A 15,913-nucleotide genomic window follows, 5' to 3' on the forward strand; every position below is an offset into this window, starting at 1 on the left:
GTTCTCGGTGTGAAACTTTCAGGCCGCCGTGCGGAAGCGTGCGACGAGTGGATAGATCTGGCAGCCGAGGCAGATGCCGAACGCAGCGTTGAGAAACGCCGCGAACAGGGCGAATGCGGTGGCCACGGCGCCGACGACGCCGGAGCCGGCGAAGAAGCCGACGGTGCCGACGGCGGCGAAGACGAAGCCGACGAGCTGCGCGAAGCGAAGCGGTGCGACGGGTTCGCGTTCACTGACCGGGGCGAGTCGCGGCGCGACGAGGGTGCCGAAGATCCGGCCGTACGGGCTGCGCCGTGGCCCGGTGGCTGCGCCTGCCGCGAAGACGACCGCTTGCAGCGCCAGCAGAATTCCTGCTGCGACCAGCGAGAACGTCGACACGACGAGCACGGCGACGAGGACGGCGGTGGTGACCCAGGCGGCGAACCGGGGGCCACGAACGTCGACCTGCTCGAGCTCGAGTGTTGTGGACATGAGAAGTGCTCCTGCGGTGAGTCCTGAATGCTTGCCTGGCGCCGAACGACGACGGAAGACGTCGTCATCGGGGGTGAGATCACGTGCGCGGAATCCGCGGTGTCAGCAGAAAGCGACAGCCCTGGTGATCAGCAACAGGTACAGCAACAAGCCCCGAGGCGGCACAGGTCTACTGTGCGGCGACGGGTGAGCATGAGCTCGTGGCTGGATTGCACGACGACGAGTTTACCCGGTTCTTCAGGAATTTGAACCCGGGGGCCGGGTGAGGGGTCCCAGCGCGGCCCGCAGGTCGGTCGCGGCGGGTACTCCGGACACCCGGAAGCGTTGCTGCAGGTCGGCGTCGAGAATGAACGTCGTCGGCAACGACAGAACGCCGAGTTCCTTGGCGAGAGCGGGATACTCGTCGATGTCGACCTCCACTTCGACGGGAGGTTCCGGCTCGCCGGCGAGGTCCGCGACGACCTGTCCCACCACCCTGCGCACCGCCGCGCAGGGTCCGCACCAGTCGGCGGAGAAGTGGAGAACGGTGGCCCGTCGAGGGTGCTCGGGCGATGCCGGCCCGACGCCCGCCGCCTCGAGGAGCAGTCGTCGTCGGTCGGTCACGACCGCGGAAGTCTCGCCGGTGCTCCGGACGGTCCCCTGGCGGCGTTGCCAGACGAGCCCGAACACGACGGCGGCGAACAGTGCGATCAGTAACAGTGTGATTCCGGTCATCGGCTCTGCAGTTCGTTCAGGTCGATCGTGACGTTGTTGCCGACGCCCTCGATGACGATCTGCGAGCCTTCCGCGTAGACCTCCGTCGGCTGGACGCCGAACGGGAGTTCCCGGGGGTCGATCGTCCGGGTGAAGAGGCCGAGGATCGCGGGGGCGAGAGGTTCGGGGATGGTGAAGTCGGCGTGGCCTTCGGGCCCGAAGTAGAAGTCGCTGGCGACGATCTTCACCTGACCGCCGTCGAGAACCAGGTCGGCCTGGACGCTGACGGTGGTCTCGATGGGCCCGACGGGGACGGTGCCGGTGAGGACGACGCCGCCCGCGGTCGGCATCCCCGAGCCGCCGGAGCCCCCGGTGCCGTCCGACTTGCTGGCCGGCGGGGCCGAAACCTGCAGGTCAGGGATGTCGAGGAAGCGTCCCAGGTCGGTGGCGTCGATGAGCATGCGGCCGGAGAGGTGATCGACCGGAAGGGCCTTCACGGAGCCGTCGACGAGGTCGGACAGCGGCGCGGAGACACCCAGGAGGGTGGACTCGATAGTCACCTCACCCACCACGTCACTCTGTACTCCCTGGGCGCGGATCTCGATGTTCTCGTACTTTCCGTCCCACGCCTGGGTGAGGAACGGAAAGCCGTGAACCGTCACCTCGGGATCCGCTGTGAGGGACGCCCCTGCCCGCAGTTCCCGCGACACCCGGTACTCCGCGTAGGCCGCCGAACCGAAGTCGACGACGAGACCGAGAGCCACGAGGAAGACGATTCCGATGATGAGTTTCCGCACGGCCCCATTGTGACGGACACCGGTCGGGGGAGTGTCGGTGCAACCTCCGCGCCGGTCGGCCGGGGGTTCGGTGCAACGAACGCCGACGGCGGCGCGCTACTCTGTCACCGACAAAAGTGTCGATACCTTCAGTGTCGATCTACCTGGACCGGCGGATGAACGATTCCGTCTGCCGGCCGGGTACGACGGCGACGAGATGGGAGGCTGTGTGGAGCTACTGCTTCTTACCTCCGACCCCAACCCCGAGGCAGTGCTGCCTGCCCTAGCCCTGCTGGCGCATTCGGTGCGGCCTGCCCCGACGGAGGTGTCCTCTCTCCTGGAAGCGAGCTCCGCCGACATCGCCCTGGTGGATGCGCGCACCGATCTCGCGGCGGCTCGCGGCCTCTGCCGGCTGCTGGGCAGCACGGGTTCCGCGGTTCCCGTGGTGGCAGTCCTCACCGAGGGTGGCCTGGTGGCGGTCAATTCCGACTGGGGCCTCGACGACATCCTGCTACCGGGCACCGGACCGGCCGAGGTGGACGCCCGCCTCCGACTGCTGGTCGGACGCACCGGTGGCGTCGCCAGCCCGGAGGCTTCCGGCAAGATCACGCTGGGTGAACTGGTCATCGACGAGGGCACGTACACGGCCCGTCTGCGCGGCCGTCCCCTCGACCTCACCTACAAGGAGTTCGAACTCCTCAAGTACCTGGCACAGCACGCGGGTCGCGTCTTCACCCGCGCGCAGTTGCTGCAGGAGGTGTGGGGATACGACTTCTTCGGCGGTACCCGCACGGTCGACGTCCACGTGCGTCGTCTGCGCGCCAAGCTGGGCAGCGAGTACGAATCCTTGATCGGTACAGTCCGCAACGTCGGCTACAAGGCCGTCCGTCCCACCCGCAGCAAGTCGGGTGCGCCGGTGCCGCCCATCGACGACCTCGACGCCGAGGATGCGGACTTCGAATCCGCGGAAGGGCCGGCGATCCAGTGAGTGCTTCGGTTCAGTCCTGGACTGATCGACTCGACGGCAAGCAAGCTGCGGACGTGTCCGCACTGCTCGAACGCGCGACGGCAGCGGATGGAACCGCGCCGGTGTCGGAGCAGGGCGTGCACGCCGTGTCCGGCGCCGGTAGCGCCGGTGTCCGTCATCTCGTGGAGACCGACGCCGATCGGATCGTCGGGTATGCGCAGCTGCAGCCGGGTCACGGGGATCATCCCGCGATGGCCGAACTCGCCGTCGACCCCGAGGCCCGTGGCCGGGGGATCGGTGGCCGGTTGGTCACCGAGGTCCTGTCCGAGGGTGGTCCGGACGCCCGGGTGTGGGCGCACGGAAACCTGCCTGCGGCACAGGCGGTGGCGCAGCGCCTCGGGCTGACCGGTGCGCGCGAACTTCTGCAGCTCCGGCGTCCGCTCGCCGGTGCGGAACTCCCAGAACTCGTTGTGCCGGAAGATGTTTCACTCCGCGAGTACCGCGGCGTCGAGGACGATCCCGAGGTGCTGCGGGTCAACGCTGCCGCCTTCGCCTGGCATCCCGAGCAGGGGTCGTGGACCGAACGTGAAATGGCCGAGCGTCGTTCGGAGGCCTGGTTCGATCCGTCCGGACTGTTCATGGCGTTCGCCGCTTCGGACGAGCAGAGACTGCTCGGATTCCACTGGACCAAGGTGCACCCGAAGCAGGGCGACGAGCCGGCCATCGGTGAGGTCTACGTGGTGGCGATCGGCCCCGACGCCCAGGGGCGTGGTCTCGGCCGGTTGCTGACGCTCGCCGGACTGCACTACCTGCGTGACCGCGGGCTCGGTGCGGTGCTGCTCTACGTCGAAGGCGACAACGCGTCGGCGCTGCACACCTACGACCGGCTGGGGTTCGAGCGGTTCCACACCGACGTCGCGTACGCCCGCGCCTGAGGCGTTCCTCTACTGCCGCACCTGTTGTTCGTCTCGGAAATGTGGACAAATGCTCGGTCTGTTCACCTTCCGTTCACCGATCGTGGTCCAACTGGACATTAGCTACCCCTAGGTTTCTCCGTGGGCAGCGCCGTGTTGCCTGGTGCAGATTTCAAAGAAACGCACCTCATGTCGCCGCCCGATCGCGGGCGAGACGGTATTTCCGGAGGACTAGGTGAATCTCAAGCGCAATGGCGCCCTGCTCGGTGCAGTGGCCCTGGGTGCCATGACCTTGGCCGCGTGTGGCAGCGACAACAACGCGGCGTCGAGCGGCGTCGACGCAGCGGCGTCCAACGCGACGTGCGAGGGCAAGGCCAACCTCTCCTCGGCCGGTTCCTCGGCCCAGAAGAACGCCATGGACCAGTTCGTCTCCACCTACATCTCCGTCTGCCAGGAAAAGGGCAAGACCGTCAACCTGGCGTACAACCCCAGCGGTTCCGGCGACGGACGTACCCAGTTCATCGCGGGCCAGATCGACTTCGCCGGCTCCGACTCGGCGATCAAGGCCGAGCAGGCCGAGCAGGCCAAGGCCCGTTGCGTCGGCGGCGAGGCCTGGAACCTTCCGCTCGTCTTCGGACCCGTCGCTGTCGCCTACAACCTCGACGGCGTCGAGGACCTGGTGCTGAACGGCGAGGTGACCGCCAAGATCTTCAACGGCACCATCAAGAAGTGGAACGACCCGGCCATCGCCGCGCTCAACCCGGGCGCCACCCTGCCGGACCAGGACGTCACCGCGATCATCCGCTCGGATTCGTCGGGAACCACCGACAACTTCCAGCAGTACCTCACGGCCGCCTCCAACGGCGCCTGGACCACCGGTGCAGGCTCCGACTTCACCGGCGGAATCGGTGAGGGCGCCAAGGGTTCGGCCGGTGTCGCGCAGGCAGTGGCCTCCGCGCCGGGCTCGATCACCTACGTCGAGAAGTCCTACGCCGACCAGAACAAGCTGTCTGCCGCACAGATCGACACCGGCTCCGGCCCCGTCGCGCTGTCCGACGAGTCCGCGGCGAAGGCGATCGAGGGTGCGCAGTTCAAGGGTGAGGGTGTGGGCGATCTGACCCTCGACCTCGGCTCGATCTTCGGTACCAAGGAAGCGGGTGCGTACCCGTTGGTGCTCGCCACGTACGAGATCGTGTGCTCGAAGGGCTACGACGCCGACACCTCCGCAGCGGTCAAGTCGTTCCTGACCAGCGCGGCCAACGAGGGTCAGGACAACCTGGCCGAGCAGGGTTACGTGCCGCTGCCCGACTCCATGAAGGAGAAGCTGAACGCGTCGGTCGCCGCAATCGGCTGATCGTACCGTTAGTAGTTCGGACCCGCCCATGACTCGATATTCTGACCAGGAAAGATTGCGAGCGCAGATGAGTGAAGCGCACATCGAATCAGCACCTCGCGCCTCCGGCTCCGCTTCTGGCGGAGTCGGGGTGGGCGGTCCGAACGGCACCCCGGAGGCCGAGTTGAGTACCACCAAGGCCGAAGCCCCGACTCCGACAGGTGTACCGCGCGGCAAGTCCGTCGCGAGGCCGGGGGACCGGATCTTCAAGTCCCTCGCAACCACCTCGGCCGTCTTCATCTCCATTCTCATCGCCGCGATCGGCATCTTCCTGATCTGGCGCGCAGTTCCCGCGCTGAGCAGGAACCAGGTCAACTTCCTCACCAGCCGCGAGTGGGTCACTCAGAACATCAACGCCATGGCGTTCGGTGTTCTCGACCTGTTCCAGGTGACGGTGCTCGTCTCGCTGTTCGCTCTGATCCTCGCGATGCCCGTCGCACTCGGCATCGCGATCTTCCTCACCGAGTACTCGCCGAACTGGCTCAAACGTCCGCTGGCGTACGTGATCGACCTGCTGGCCGCCGTGCCGTCGATCGTCTACGGCCTCTGGGGCCTGCTGGTGTTCGCTCCCGCGATCAAACCGCTTGCCATGTGGCTCAACGAAAAGCTCGGCTGGTTCCCACTGTTCGCGACAGGAAGCGGTTCCATCACCGGCGGTGGCACCATCTTCACCGCAGGTATCGTCCTCGCCGTGATGATCCTTCCTGTCATCACCGCGGTGACCCGCGAGGTGTTCGTGCAGACGCCGACGCCCCAGATCGAGGCGGCGCTCGCGCTAGGTGCCACCCGCTGGGAAGTGGTGCGAACCACGATCATTCCGTTCGGCAAGTCGGGCTACATCAGCGGATCGATGCTCGGCCTCGGTCGCGCCCTCGGTGAGACCATGGCGCTATACCTGATCCTGCGCACCACGTCGCAGCCCTTCGGATGGTCACTGTTCGACGGCGGCGCCACCATCGCCTCCAAGATCGCTCTCGGCTACGCGGAGTTCAACAACAACATTCAGGCCGGCGCCTACATCGCCGCAGGTCTGGTGCTCTTCGTGCTCACCTTCGTCGTGAACGCCGCTGCCCGCGCCGTGATCGCAGGAAAGAAGGACTGACCCATGACCGCGACCCTCGACAAGCCGGTCAAGGCCCCCACCTTCCAGGGGGTCGGTGTCCGCCGACGCATCACCGACCTCACCGCCACCGTCCTCGTGACGCTGGCAGTGCTCGTGGCGCTGGTCCCACTGGTGTGGGTCCTGGTCACCGCTGTCATCAAGGGAATCCCTGCCCTGACGTCGGCCACCTGGTTCACCCACTCGCTCAGCGGACTGACTTCCTCGGCGGCGGGCGGCGGCATCTACCACGCGCTGATCGGCACGATTCTGCAGGGAATCGTCTGCGCGGTGCTGTCCATTCCGCTCGGACTGTTCGTTGCGATCTATCTCGTCGAGTACGCCGACCGGAAGTCGCGGCTCGCGAAGCTGACCACCTTCATGGTCGACATCCTGAGCGGTGTCCCGTCCATCGTGGCCGCCCTCTTCATCTACGCCTTGTGGATCGCGACGTTCGGTTTCCCCAAGTCCGGCTTCGCCGTTGCGCTCGCCCTGGTGCTGCTGATGGTTCCCGTCGTCGTCCGCAGCACGGAGGAGATGCTCCGCATCGTTCCGCAGGACTTGCGCGAGGCGTCGTACGCGCTGGGCGTTCCGAAGTGGAAGACGATCGCCAAGATCGTGCTGCCCACCGCACTGCCCGGCATCATCACGGGCGTCATGCTGGCGCTGGCCCGGGTGATGGGTGAGACTGCGCCGCTGCTGATCCTCGTGGGGTACGCACCCTTCATCAACTTCAACCTGTTCGGTGGCGAGATGGGCACGCTGCCCGGCGTCATGGTCGCCGAGATGAACAACCCGACCGATGCCGGTACCAACCGCATCTGGGGTGCGGCGCTGACGTTGATCCTCCTCATCGCCATCCTCAACATCCTGGCCAAGGTCATCGGCCACTTCTCACAGGTCCGCAGCAAGTGACACATACACTCGATTTCGAACACCAATCAGTAGGGAGCCGGTAATGGCCAAGCGTCTGGATCTCAAGGACGTCAACATCTACTACGGCAAATTCCACGCCGTCGCCGATGTCGGGCTGTCCGTCCCCCCGCGGAACGTGACCGCCTTCATCGGCCCCTCAGGCTGCGGCAAGTCGACGGTGCTGCGTTCGCTGAACCGCATGCACGAGGTGACTCCCGGTGCGCGCGTGGAGGGTTCGATCCTGCTCGACGGTGAGGACATCTACGGTTCCGGCATCGACCCGGTCGGCGTCCGCAAGACGATCGGCATGGTGTTCCAGCGTCCCAACCCGTTCCCGACGATGTCCATCAAGGACAACGTGGTGGCCGGACTGAAGCTGCAGGGCGAGCGCAGCAAGAAGCGTCTCGACGAGGTGGCCGAGCGGTCGCTGCGCGGCGCCAACCTGTGGACCGAGGTCAAGGACCGTCTCGACAAGCCGGGCGGCGGACTTTCCGGCGGTCAGCAGCAGCGTCTGTGCATCGCCCGGGCCATCGCGGTCTCGCCCGACGTCCTGCTGATGGACGAACCCTGCTCGGCGCTCGATCCGATCTCGACCCTCGCGATCGAGGACCTGATCACGGAGCTGAAGAAGGACTTCACCATCGTGATCGTCACCCACAACATGCAGCAGGCCGCGCGTGTGAGTGACCAGACGGCGTTCTTCAACCTCGAGGCCACCGGCAAGCCGGGTCGCCTCGTCGAGATCGACGACACCGAGAAGATCTTCTCCAACCCGACGCAGAAGGCCACCGAGGACTACATCTCGGGCCGCTTCGGATAGAGCGACACACACGAGAACGCCCCGGCCGGTACCGCGGTCGGGGCGTTCTCGCGTCTGCGGACGGCGACCTCGGGCGAACCTCGGCCGAACGAACGGGACGCTCGTACGGTCAGACCGTACGAGCGTCCCGTTCGCGCGAAAAGTGTTGGGGGAGTTCTACAGTTCGGGGTACGAGGTGAGGGTGTCGGCGTCGACGGCGGGCGTCTGGGTCTCGTCGGGCAGCTTGCCGGTGACGAGGAAGATCACCCGGCGGCCCACCTCGACCGCGTGGTCGGCGAAACGCTCGTAGAAGCGGCCGAGCAGGGTGACGTCGACCGCCGCGGCCACGCCGTGCTTCCACTCCCGGTCCATGAGGACGGTGAACAGGTGACGGTGGAGGTCGTCCATCGCCTCGTCCTCTTCACGCAGGCGCGCGGCCCGCTCGGGATCGCGCGTCTCGAGAACCTCGCGGGCAGCGGCGCCGATGGACACGGCGATGCGCCCCATCTCGGCGAAGTAGCCGTTGACCTCTTCGGGAAGCACGTGGTTGGGATGTCGGCGGCGCGCGATCTTGGCGACGTGGAGAGCCAGCGCACCCATGCGGTCGATGTCGGCGACGATCTGGATTCCGCTGACGACCGAGCGGAGGTCGCCGGCGACCGGCGCCTGCAGGGCGAGGAGGGCGAACGCCCGCTCCTCGCAGATGGTGCTGAGCTCGGTGATCTTGTCGTGCTCGCCGATCACCTGCTCGGCGAGGGAGAGATCTGCCTGGAGCAGCGACTGGGTGGCTCGCTCCATGGCGACCCCCGCAAGCCCCGCCATCTCACCGAGCAAGTCGGCAAGCTCGGTCATCTGTTCGTTGTAAGCCACGCGCATGAGGTCACAGCCTACGGTGCACGGGAAACCAAGTCACGATCACACGGTGAACGCGGGGTGAACGAGCGACCCGGCGGGCGCTCATTCGCAGGACGTGTCGCCCGCGTTCACAACCGCCAGGTCCGCGGGGATTTCCACGTCCTCGGGCTGACCCTCTCGCACGCCCGACATACTGAGCGGTGTGTCGATCGGGCTGGGCGTCTGGACGGTCCCGGAGAAGTTCGAACCGAGTGCGACCTCGACGACCGTCCCGAGTCCGGTGGTCGATTCGAGCACCGCACCCGGGAACGACGACGCCAGGGTCGCCGCCTCGGCTTCGTGGCCCGGCGAGAACCGGACGACGGTCTCGCCGCTGGTTCCGGTGTAGTTGCCGACGTTGTAGATCTGGAACCCCTCGGCGGCCAGCGAGTCGGCCACGGTCGCGGCCAGTCCCGACTCACCCGATGCGTTCGACACCTGCACGGTCACGCTGGACGGGTCGACGGCCTGGACCGACAACGGCGCCGGCGCTGCCTGGGGTTCGGGGGCGGAGGGCAGGGGTTCCGCACGCTTCTCGCCGGGCAGCGCCTCGTCGTCGATGATGGCGCGGAAGATGGCCTTGATGTCGTCGGTGCGCGGAATCTCGTTGCCCCACTCGGTGGTGCCCGCGGTGGGCACCGTCAGGAACGTGACCGCGCCCGCGTCGACGTTCTGCAGTGAACGCCCGAGCGTGACCAGCGACTTCGTGTCGATGTTCTCGACGAACGTGTCGCGGGTGAACGCGTTGATGAAGCCGTTCAGCTTGCCGGGATTGAGCAGCACCTGACTGGACAGGGCGCCCCGCAGCAGGGCGGACAGGAATCTCTGCTGACGGTTGATGCGGCCGTAGTCGCCGTTGCCTTCTGCCTCGACATGTCTGGCGCGGACGAAGTTCAGTGCGGTCTTGCCGTCGAGCATCTGGGTGCCGGCCTGCGGCAGCACGGTGCCGAGGACGCCGTCCTCGAGCGGCTGGGTGGTACAGACCTTGACCCCGCCGATCTCGTTGACCATCGACTCGAAGCCGGCGAAGTCCATGCCGACGAAGTGGCCGATCTTGAGACCTGACATCTTCTGGATCACCTTCACCAGGCACTTCGGTCCACCGAGTGCGTAGGTGGCGTTGAGTTTGTCGCCGTCGGCGGCGGGAAACGTCTCCTCGGTGTAGGTGCCGCTGGCGTTGTCCCAGCCCTCACAGACGGGCCGCTCGACGTCGAGGTCGCGGGGGAACGACACCGCGACCACCCGGCTCCGGTCGGCGGGGATGTTGACGAGCATCACCGTGTCGGCGCGGGATCCCTCGGCATCGTCGATGGTTCCGGCACCCACTTCGCCGCTCGCGCCGGCGCGGGTGTCGCTGCCGACGATGAGATAGGTCTCGTCACCGGTCTGCCCGACGGCGTCGACGATGTCGGTCGACTCCGTGTCGAGTGCCGCGATCTGGTCGAACTTGCCCTCGGTGGAGCGGAGGTAACCCCAGACGATGCCGGTTCCGGCGAGTGCGACCACCGCCACGAGTGCGACGACGGCGCGTCCTGCTGCACGGAGACGCTTGCGTTTGCGGGTCTTGCTGAGAGCCAGGCGGGTGGTACCCGGGTTGCCGACCACCTGCGGTACCGCGGTGGTCTCGGCGGAATCCGCGACCCATTCGGGCTCAGGTGTGCTCTGCGGCGGCTCCGGGGGCGACGGCGCCGGAGGGGTCTCCCGCGGCGGAACCCCGGGAGGCGGCGGCTGCCGCTCGTCGATCGGGGGAATGATCTCGGTCTTGTCCGGATCGTCCGGCGCGCTCGGTTCCTCCCCGGAGACCTTCTTCACCAGGTCTGCGACGGAGAGCGCTTCGGTGGGCCCACCCGCGGCCCGGCGGCCGATCCGGCCGCTGTCGTGGCGGGACGGTTCGGCGCGTTCTACCTGCGCCCGGTGCTCGGGCGGCGCGGTCCGTTCGGGTGGCGCGGTCTGCTCGGGAGGCCGCCGTTCGGGCGGTGGCTGACGCGGCGGGAGTCGCCGCGGCCGTCCGGACTGGGCTTCTCGGTAGCTGGGATCCGCGAGAGGACGCTCCCAGGGAGCACGGGATTCGGGAGTCGGTGAGTCCGAGCTGTGATCATCACCCACCGATGCAACCTGACCTCTCCGCCGACTCGGACCTCCGTCGGCCTCGACGGATTCCAGCCATAGTACTTATCGAACGTCGAGGCTCCACACATGTAGCGAGGTGACGCGCGTTCGTGGTGCTAACCACCAGAATGCATGAGGTCGGCGCCGGCGGGCACCAGGCAGTCGTCGGGGTCGTCGAGCCACCCCTCGGGGAGAGCGACCGTGCCGGGTGACCCCTGTCGTCCGCGCGGTCCCTCGGCGTCCTTGGGGAACGGGATGGTCGGATCGAGCTGGACGAGGAGGTCGTCGAGTTCGGTCAGGGTGCTGACGAGGGCCATCGCGACCCGCAGCTCGGACCCGGCGGGGAAGCCGCGCAGGTACCAGGACACGTGCTTGCGCAGTTCACGCAGGCCCTTGTCCTCGCCGTGATGATCGGCGAGGAGTTCCGCGTGCCGGCGGATGATCGTGGCCACCTCGCCGAGATTCGGCGGAGTGGGCTGCGGTTTTCCGTTCAGCGCCGCGCTCAGCTCCGCGAACAGCCACGGCCGGCCCAGGCATCCGCGGCCGACGACGACGCCGTCACAACCGGTCTGCTCCATCATGCGGGCAGCGTCCTCGGCGGCGAAGATGTCGCCGTTCCCGAGAACGGGCACGTCGGTGACGTGCTCCTTGAGCCGGGCGATCTCGTTCCAGTCGGCTGTGCCGGAGTACCGCTGCGACGCGGTACGCGCGTGCAGTGCGACCGCGGCCGCACCTTCGCCGGCGGCGATCCGGCCTGCGTCGAGATGCGTGTGGTGTTCGGCGTCGATACCGACGCGGAACTTGACGGTCACCGGGACGTCGGTGCCCTCGGTCGCCTTCACGGCGGCGGCGACGATCCGGCCGAACAGGGTGCGCTTGTACGGCAGCGCCGCGCCGCCACCCTTGCGGGTCACCTTGGGAACCGGGCAGCCGAAGTTCATGTCGATGTGGTCGGCCATGTTCTCGTCCACGATCATCTTGGCCGCGGCGTACGTGGTGTCGGGGTCGACGGTGTACAGCTGCAGCGACCGTGGTGTCTCGGTCGGTCCGAACGTCGTCATGTGCAGGGTCGCGGGCTGCCGCTCCACCAGAGCGCGCGCGGTCACCATCTCACAGACGTACAGGCCGGACGTGCTGCCCGCGCGTTCCGTCTCGAGCTCACGGCACAGCGTGCGGAACGCGACATTGGTGATCCCGGCCATGGGGGCCAGAACCACCGGACTGCGCAGCTCGAGCGATCCGATACGAAGGGATGACATTGACGACCTCTGCGAAAGTGCTGGAACAAAAACTGTGCCCGGTACCGAATCCGGTACCGGGCACAGGATAACTGTTTACGTCACGAAGCCTTCTGCTCGCGCTTCTTGGCCTCGCGGGCCAGCATGCGGTCGCGCTGCTCCTCGAACTTGGTGGCCTGGCCCTCGAGGTTCTCGAGGAACTTGCCGAGGCTCTCGCGGACCTCTTCGCCGCGGGCGGTGAAATCGGTCCGCTCGAAGATGTTCCACTTGCGCAGGACGGGCATCACGACCTCTTCGAGGTGCTGACGCAGGTCGTAGATGCCGTGCTTGGCCATGAGCACACCGTTGCGCCGGAAGTTCGGCATGCCGGCGCCCGGCATCTGGAAGTTCTGGACGATCATGTTGATGGCCTCGAGCGCCTGATCGGGCGCGAGGTCGAGGGCTGCGCCGCACATGTTGCGGTAGAAGATCATGTGCAGGTTCTCGTCGGCGGCGATGCGCTGCAGCATCTTGTCGGCGATCGGGTCCTTGCACGCCTTACCGGTGTTGCGGTGGCTGACGCGGGTGGCGAGTTCCTGGAACGTCACGTACGCGACGGAGTGGAGGAAGCCGGCGTCGACGTCGGCGGGGGAGGCGAAGCCGTTCGTCATGTGCTCCATGCGGAAACGCTCGAGCTGGACGGGGTCGACGGCGCGGGTCACGACGAGGTAATCGCGCATCACGATGCCGTGACGGTTCTCCTCCGCGGTCCAGCGACCGACCCACGTTCCCCACGCGCCGTCCTGCGAGAAGTTCTCGGCGATCTCGCGGTGATACGACGGCAGGTTGTCCTCGGTGAGGAGGTTCGTGATCATCGCGGCCTTGGCGACCTCGTCGAGCTGCGACTGCTCGGGATCCCAGTCGATGCCGCCCATCGCGGCGAAGTTGCGTCCTTCGTCCCACGGAACGTAGTCGTGGGGATGCCATTCCTTGGCCATGGAGATGTGGCGGTTGACGTTCTCTTCTGCAACCGGCGACAACTCCTGCAGCAGTTCGAGTTGGGTCAGATCCCTCGCCATGTGTAATGCCTCCAGTAGCTCAATTTGACTTTGTTCAGCCTACGGCACCGTAAGTAGGTTGGTAAACGCCGTCGGCGGCCCGGGAACCGTCCAAGTTACCGATCCGTAATGGATCTTCCGGGATGTGTCGCCGCCACGCGGCGAACCGTTACATGACAGTGTACTGATGAGCGTGCGTGTGCGGTGACCAGCGTAATCATCGCAGGGAGAGATCATCACAGCGACGCGCGGGCAGTTGTGGACGATCACAGATTTGTCGGTCTCCACAGATTCCCCGCCGTAACTCGAGCCGTGTCGGCGGTTGCGTGGGAGCCTGTTCGTCCGAGCTGTCGGTCTCCTGGTAATTCGATTCACCCCAGGTGTGAATATCGCCACCCGGGCCCAGTCCGCCGCCGGCACCCTTGCCGAGCAGGCCACCCAGGACGCCGCCGAGCCTGCCCGGAACCGCCGCGTGTCCGTTATGCCGGTTGCGGTGGGTCGGGGCGCTGCCGACAATCGTCACATGGGCAACAACATGAGCCGCCTGGAACAGATCGTCGCCGAGTTGCCCGAAGCCGTGCGGGTGGACGTCGCCCAATGGGACGGACACCCGACGTTCCGGGTGCGGGGGAAGAATTTCGTGTTCAGTGACGTGGAGGCCACCCGGTTGACGGTGAAGCTCAGCGTCGACGAGGCCGAAGCGGTCGTCGCAACGGAACCAGGGGCCGAGCCCGCGGGATACGGTCTCGGTAGACACGGCTGGATCGCAGTGGACGTCGCGGATGCGGACGAGCCCCGCTGGGAACAGCTCCGTGAGTGGATCAGGACGTCGTACACGCTCGTCGCCCCGAAGCGACTTGCCGAGCAGGTGCTGGACGAAGAACCGTTGCCGACGCAGGGAGACCAGTCATGACGACCGAGGACAGCGCATCCACTTCCACACCGGCGAAATCGGGCCTGCCGGCGTGGGCCAAGAAGGCCATCGGCATCGCAGTCCTGCTGGTGGTACTGGTCATCGCCTACTTCATCCTCGCGGCCTACCTCCCGCGGGCGTGGGCTCAGAACGTGGGTGGACTTGCGGGCGGCAGCTTCGGCGGCGGCATCCTGTGGGGACTGTTGTTCGGCACCCTGTGCACCCTGCTGCCGCTGCTGCTGGTCCGCGGAGCGTGGCGGCTGTTCCGCCGGCGCCGGTTCAAGCCGGTGCAGATCGTGTTGCTGATCCTCGGTGTCCTGGTGGTGCTGCCCAACCTGCTGACGCTCAGTGTGGTGCTCGGCGGCAACAGCGCAGCGCACGCGGGCGAACGGATCATGGACGTCGACGCACCCGGATTCCGCGGCGCGTCGCTCGCCGGCGCCATCATCGGAGTGGTGCTGTTCCTCGGCGTCGCCGGAGTCAGCTTCACGTACCGCAAGCGCGGCGAGGATCTCGCCGAGATGCGGAGAGAAACGAAAGCGAAGGACGGACAGGTGGGCGACGGGCCGCCGACCGGACCGTCACCTGCCACGCCCTAGCGAATTCACCACACGAGCACGGGCTTGATCACCGTGCCCGCGGCCTGATCGGCGACGGCGCGGTTGATGTCGTCGAATCGATACTCGGTGACGAGACGGTCATACGGGAACTTCCCGTCCGCGTGCAGCGCCAGCAACTGCGGAATGAACTGCTGCACCGAAGAATCGCCCTCGACGCAGCCGCGGAGGGTCTTGCCGCTCAGCATCAGATCCTGAATGTTCACCGCCACTTCGGGTGCGCCGAGGCCGACGACCACCGCGCTGCCGCGCGCCCGCAGGGACGACAACGCCTGGCCGATGACGGCGGGGATCCCCGTGGTGTCCAGGGTGTGGGTGGAGCCCCCACCGGTCGCCGCACGGATCGCGGCGACCACGTCCTGCGATCCGGGATCGATCGCAACCGCGCCGAACTCTTCCGCGAGCGCACGGCGTGCGGGGACCGGATCGACTGCGAGAAGCGTTGCGACGCCGGATGATCGGGCCGCGAGCAGGGCGGCGAACCCGACGCTGCCCGCGCCGAAGACGACCACACTCGATTCGCTGACCGGCCGGAGCACGTTCAGTACCGCGCCCGCACCCGTCTGGAAACCGCAGCCGAGCGGCGCCGCGGCGGCCAGGTCGACGGACTTGTCCACGACCACGACGTTGTCGGCAGTCGCGAGAACGTGTTCGGCGAAGCTGGACTGGCCGAAGAAGGCGGCGCGCACGGGTTCGCCGTTCTGGGTGACGGTGGCCGAACCGTCCGCGCGCCTGCCCGAACTGTTCAGCCGGTGCGCATCGACGCAGTATGCCGGACCAGCGCTTCGGCATTGGTCGCAGTTACCGCAGTGGCGGTAGCTGAGAATCACGTGATCACCGGGCGTCACCCCATTCACACGTGACCCGACGTGCACGACGATTCCGGCACCTTCGTGCCCGAGGACGGCGGGGTCGAGGGTGTGGGGGAGGGCCGCCTTGGTGAAGAGGTCCGTGTGGCACAGGCCGGTGGCGACGATGCGCACCAGTACCTCGTCCGCGCGGGGTTCGTCGAGTTCGACCGTCTCCAGCGTGAACGGGGAATCGGGTCCGCGTGAGAGCGCTGCTGTGACCTGCATTG

Annotated in this window: 16 protein-coding genes; 8 read left to right on the forward strand and 8 right to left on the reverse strand. The window is 66.9% G+C overall.

Features of this window, described 5'->3' with window-relative positions:
* Positions 1–18: 18 nt before the first annotated feature.
* From ACLIVD_RS06135 to ACLIVD_RS06145, 3 genes are all read right to left on the reverse strand, one after another.
* Positions 19–471: a DUF4395 domain-containing protein gene (locus tag ACLIVD_RS06135; RefSeq protein ID WP_105412948.1), complete on the reverse strand. Its 453-nt coding sequence runs from the start codon at positions 469–471 to the stop codon at positions 19–21.
* A 237-nt stretch (positions 472–708) separates the two neighbouring features.
* Positions 709–1,185 carry a thioredoxin family protein gene (locus ACLIVD_RS06140; RefSeq protein WP_283330671.1) on the reverse strand — a complete coding sequence of 159 codons (477 nt, stop codon included), beginning with the start codon at positions 1,183–1,185 and terminating at the stop codon, positions 709–711.
* On the reverse strand, positions 1,182–1,961 hold the full coding sequence (locus ACLIVD_RS06145; protein ID WP_105412950.1) for an LmeA family phospholipid-binding protein: 780 nt from the start codon (positions 1,959–1,961) through the stop codon (positions 1,182–1,184). Before ACLIVD_RS06145 ends, ACLIVD_RS06140 begins: the two co-directional genes overlap by 4 nt.
* Positions 1,962–2,169: 208 nt before the next feature.
* Here ACLIVD_RS06145 and ACLIVD_RS06150 point away from each other — a divergent pair, with 208 nt between their 5' ends.
* The 6 genes from ACLIVD_RS06150 to pstB all read left to right on the forward strand — a co-directional run bounded on the left by ACLIVD_RS06150 (position 2,170) and on the right by pstB (position 8,048).
* Positions 2,170–2,928: a winged helix-turn-helix transcriptional regulator gene (locus ACLIVD_RS06150; protein ID WP_280778705.1), complete on the forward strand. Its 759-nt coding sequence runs from the start codon at positions 2,170–2,172 to the stop codon at positions 2,926–2,928.
* Positions 2,925–3,842: a mycothiol synthase gene (gene mshD / locus ACLIVD_RS06155; protein WP_283330672.1), complete on the forward strand. Its 918-nt coding sequence runs from the start codon at positions 2,925–2,927 to the stop codon at positions 3,840–3,842. Before ACLIVD_RS06150 ends, mshD begins: the two co-directional genes overlap by 4 nt.
* 214 nt (positions 3,843–4,056) lie before the next feature.
* Complete coding sequence (gene pstS / locus ACLIVD_RS06160) at positions 4,057–5,175, forward strand: phosphate ABC transporter substrate-binding protein PstS (protein WP_477952469.1); 1,119 nt, start codon at positions 4,057–4,059, stop codon at positions 5,173–5,175.
* Between the two features lie 67 nt (positions 5,176–5,242).
* The gene (pstC, locus tag ACLIVD_RS06165; protein WP_477952471.1) at positions 5,243–6,316 is read left to right on the forward strand and encodes a phosphate ABC transporter permease subunit PstC; all 1,074 of its coding nucleotides are present in this window, start codon (positions 5,243–5,245) and stop codon (positions 6,314–6,316) included.
* A 3-nt stretch (positions 6,317–6,319) separates the two neighbouring features.
* Complete coding sequence (gene pstA / locus ACLIVD_RS06170; protein ID WP_105412954.1) at positions 6,320–7,228, forward strand: phosphate ABC transporter permease PstA; 909 nt, start codon at positions 6,320–6,322, stop codon at positions 7,226–7,228.
* Between the two features lie 43 nt (positions 7,229–7,271).
* A complete protein-coding gene (gene pstB / locus ACLIVD_RS06175; protein WP_007301060.1) occupies positions 7,272–8,048 on the forward strand; it encodes a phosphate ABC transporter ATP-binding protein PstB in 777 nt (258 codons plus the stop codon).
* A gap of 156 nt (positions 8,049–8,204) precedes the next feature.
* Here pstB and phoU read toward each other — a convergent pair whose 3' ends face one another.
* The 4 genes from phoU to ACLIVD_RS06195 form a co-directional block, all read right to left on the reverse strand.
* A complete protein-coding gene (gene phoU, locus ACLIVD_RS06180; protein WP_105412955.1) occupies positions 8,205–8,903 on the reverse strand; it encodes a phosphate signaling complex protein PhoU in 699 nt (232 codons plus the stop codon).
* 81 nt (positions 8,904–8,984) lie between these two features.
* On the reverse strand, positions 8,985–11,027 hold the full coding sequence (locus tag ACLIVD_RS06185; RefSeq protein ID WP_283330674.1) for an LCP family protein: 2,043 nt from the start codon (positions 11,025–11,027) through the stop codon (positions 8,985–8,987).
* 119 nt (positions 11,028–11,146) lie between these two features.
* Complete coding sequence (gene dusB / locus ACLIVD_RS06190) at positions 11,147–12,289, reverse strand: tRNA dihydrouridine synthase DusB (RefSeq protein ID WP_009477929.1); 1,143 nt, start codon at positions 12,287–12,289, stop codon at positions 11,147–11,149.
* Positions 12,290–12,369: 80 nt separating this feature from the next.
* Complete coding sequence (locus tag ACLIVD_RS06195) at positions 12,370–13,326, reverse strand: acyl-ACP desaturase (RefSeq protein WP_007301063.1); 957 nt, start codon at positions 13,324–13,326, stop codon at positions 12,370–12,372.
* Positions 13,327–13,828: 502 nt separating this feature from the next.
* Here ACLIVD_RS06195 and ACLIVD_RS06200 point away from each other — a divergent pair.
* Both ACLIVD_RS06200 and ACLIVD_RS06205 read left to right on the forward strand, forming a co-directional pair.
* Positions 13,829–14,218 (forward strand): MmcQ/YjbR family DNA-binding protein, encoded by a 390-nt coding sequence (locus ACLIVD_RS06200; protein ID WP_491932854.1) that lies wholly within the window; start codon positions 13,829–13,831, stop codon positions 14,216–14,218.
* Positions 14,215–14,817, forward strand: coding sequence for a hypothetical protein (locus ACLIVD_RS06205; protein WP_477952477.1), 603 nt, complete (start codon positions 14,215–14,217; stop codon positions 14,815–14,817). The genes ACLIVD_RS06200 and ACLIVD_RS06205 overlap by 4 nt, the downstream gene beginning before the upstream one ends.
* 5 nt (positions 14,818–14,822) lie before the next feature.
* Here the strand turns inward: ACLIVD_RS06205 and ACLIVD_RS06210 are convergent, their stop codons facing one another.
* Complete coding sequence (locus tag ACLIVD_RS06210; RefSeq protein ID WP_491932126.1) at positions 14,823–15,911, reverse strand: NAD(P)-dependent alcohol dehydrogenase; 1,089 nt, start codon at positions 15,909–15,911, stop codon at positions 14,823–14,825.
* Positions 15,912–15,913: the final 2 nt, after the last annotated feature.

It is taken from the genome of Rhodococcus sp. G6(2025) (assembly GCF_058628105.1).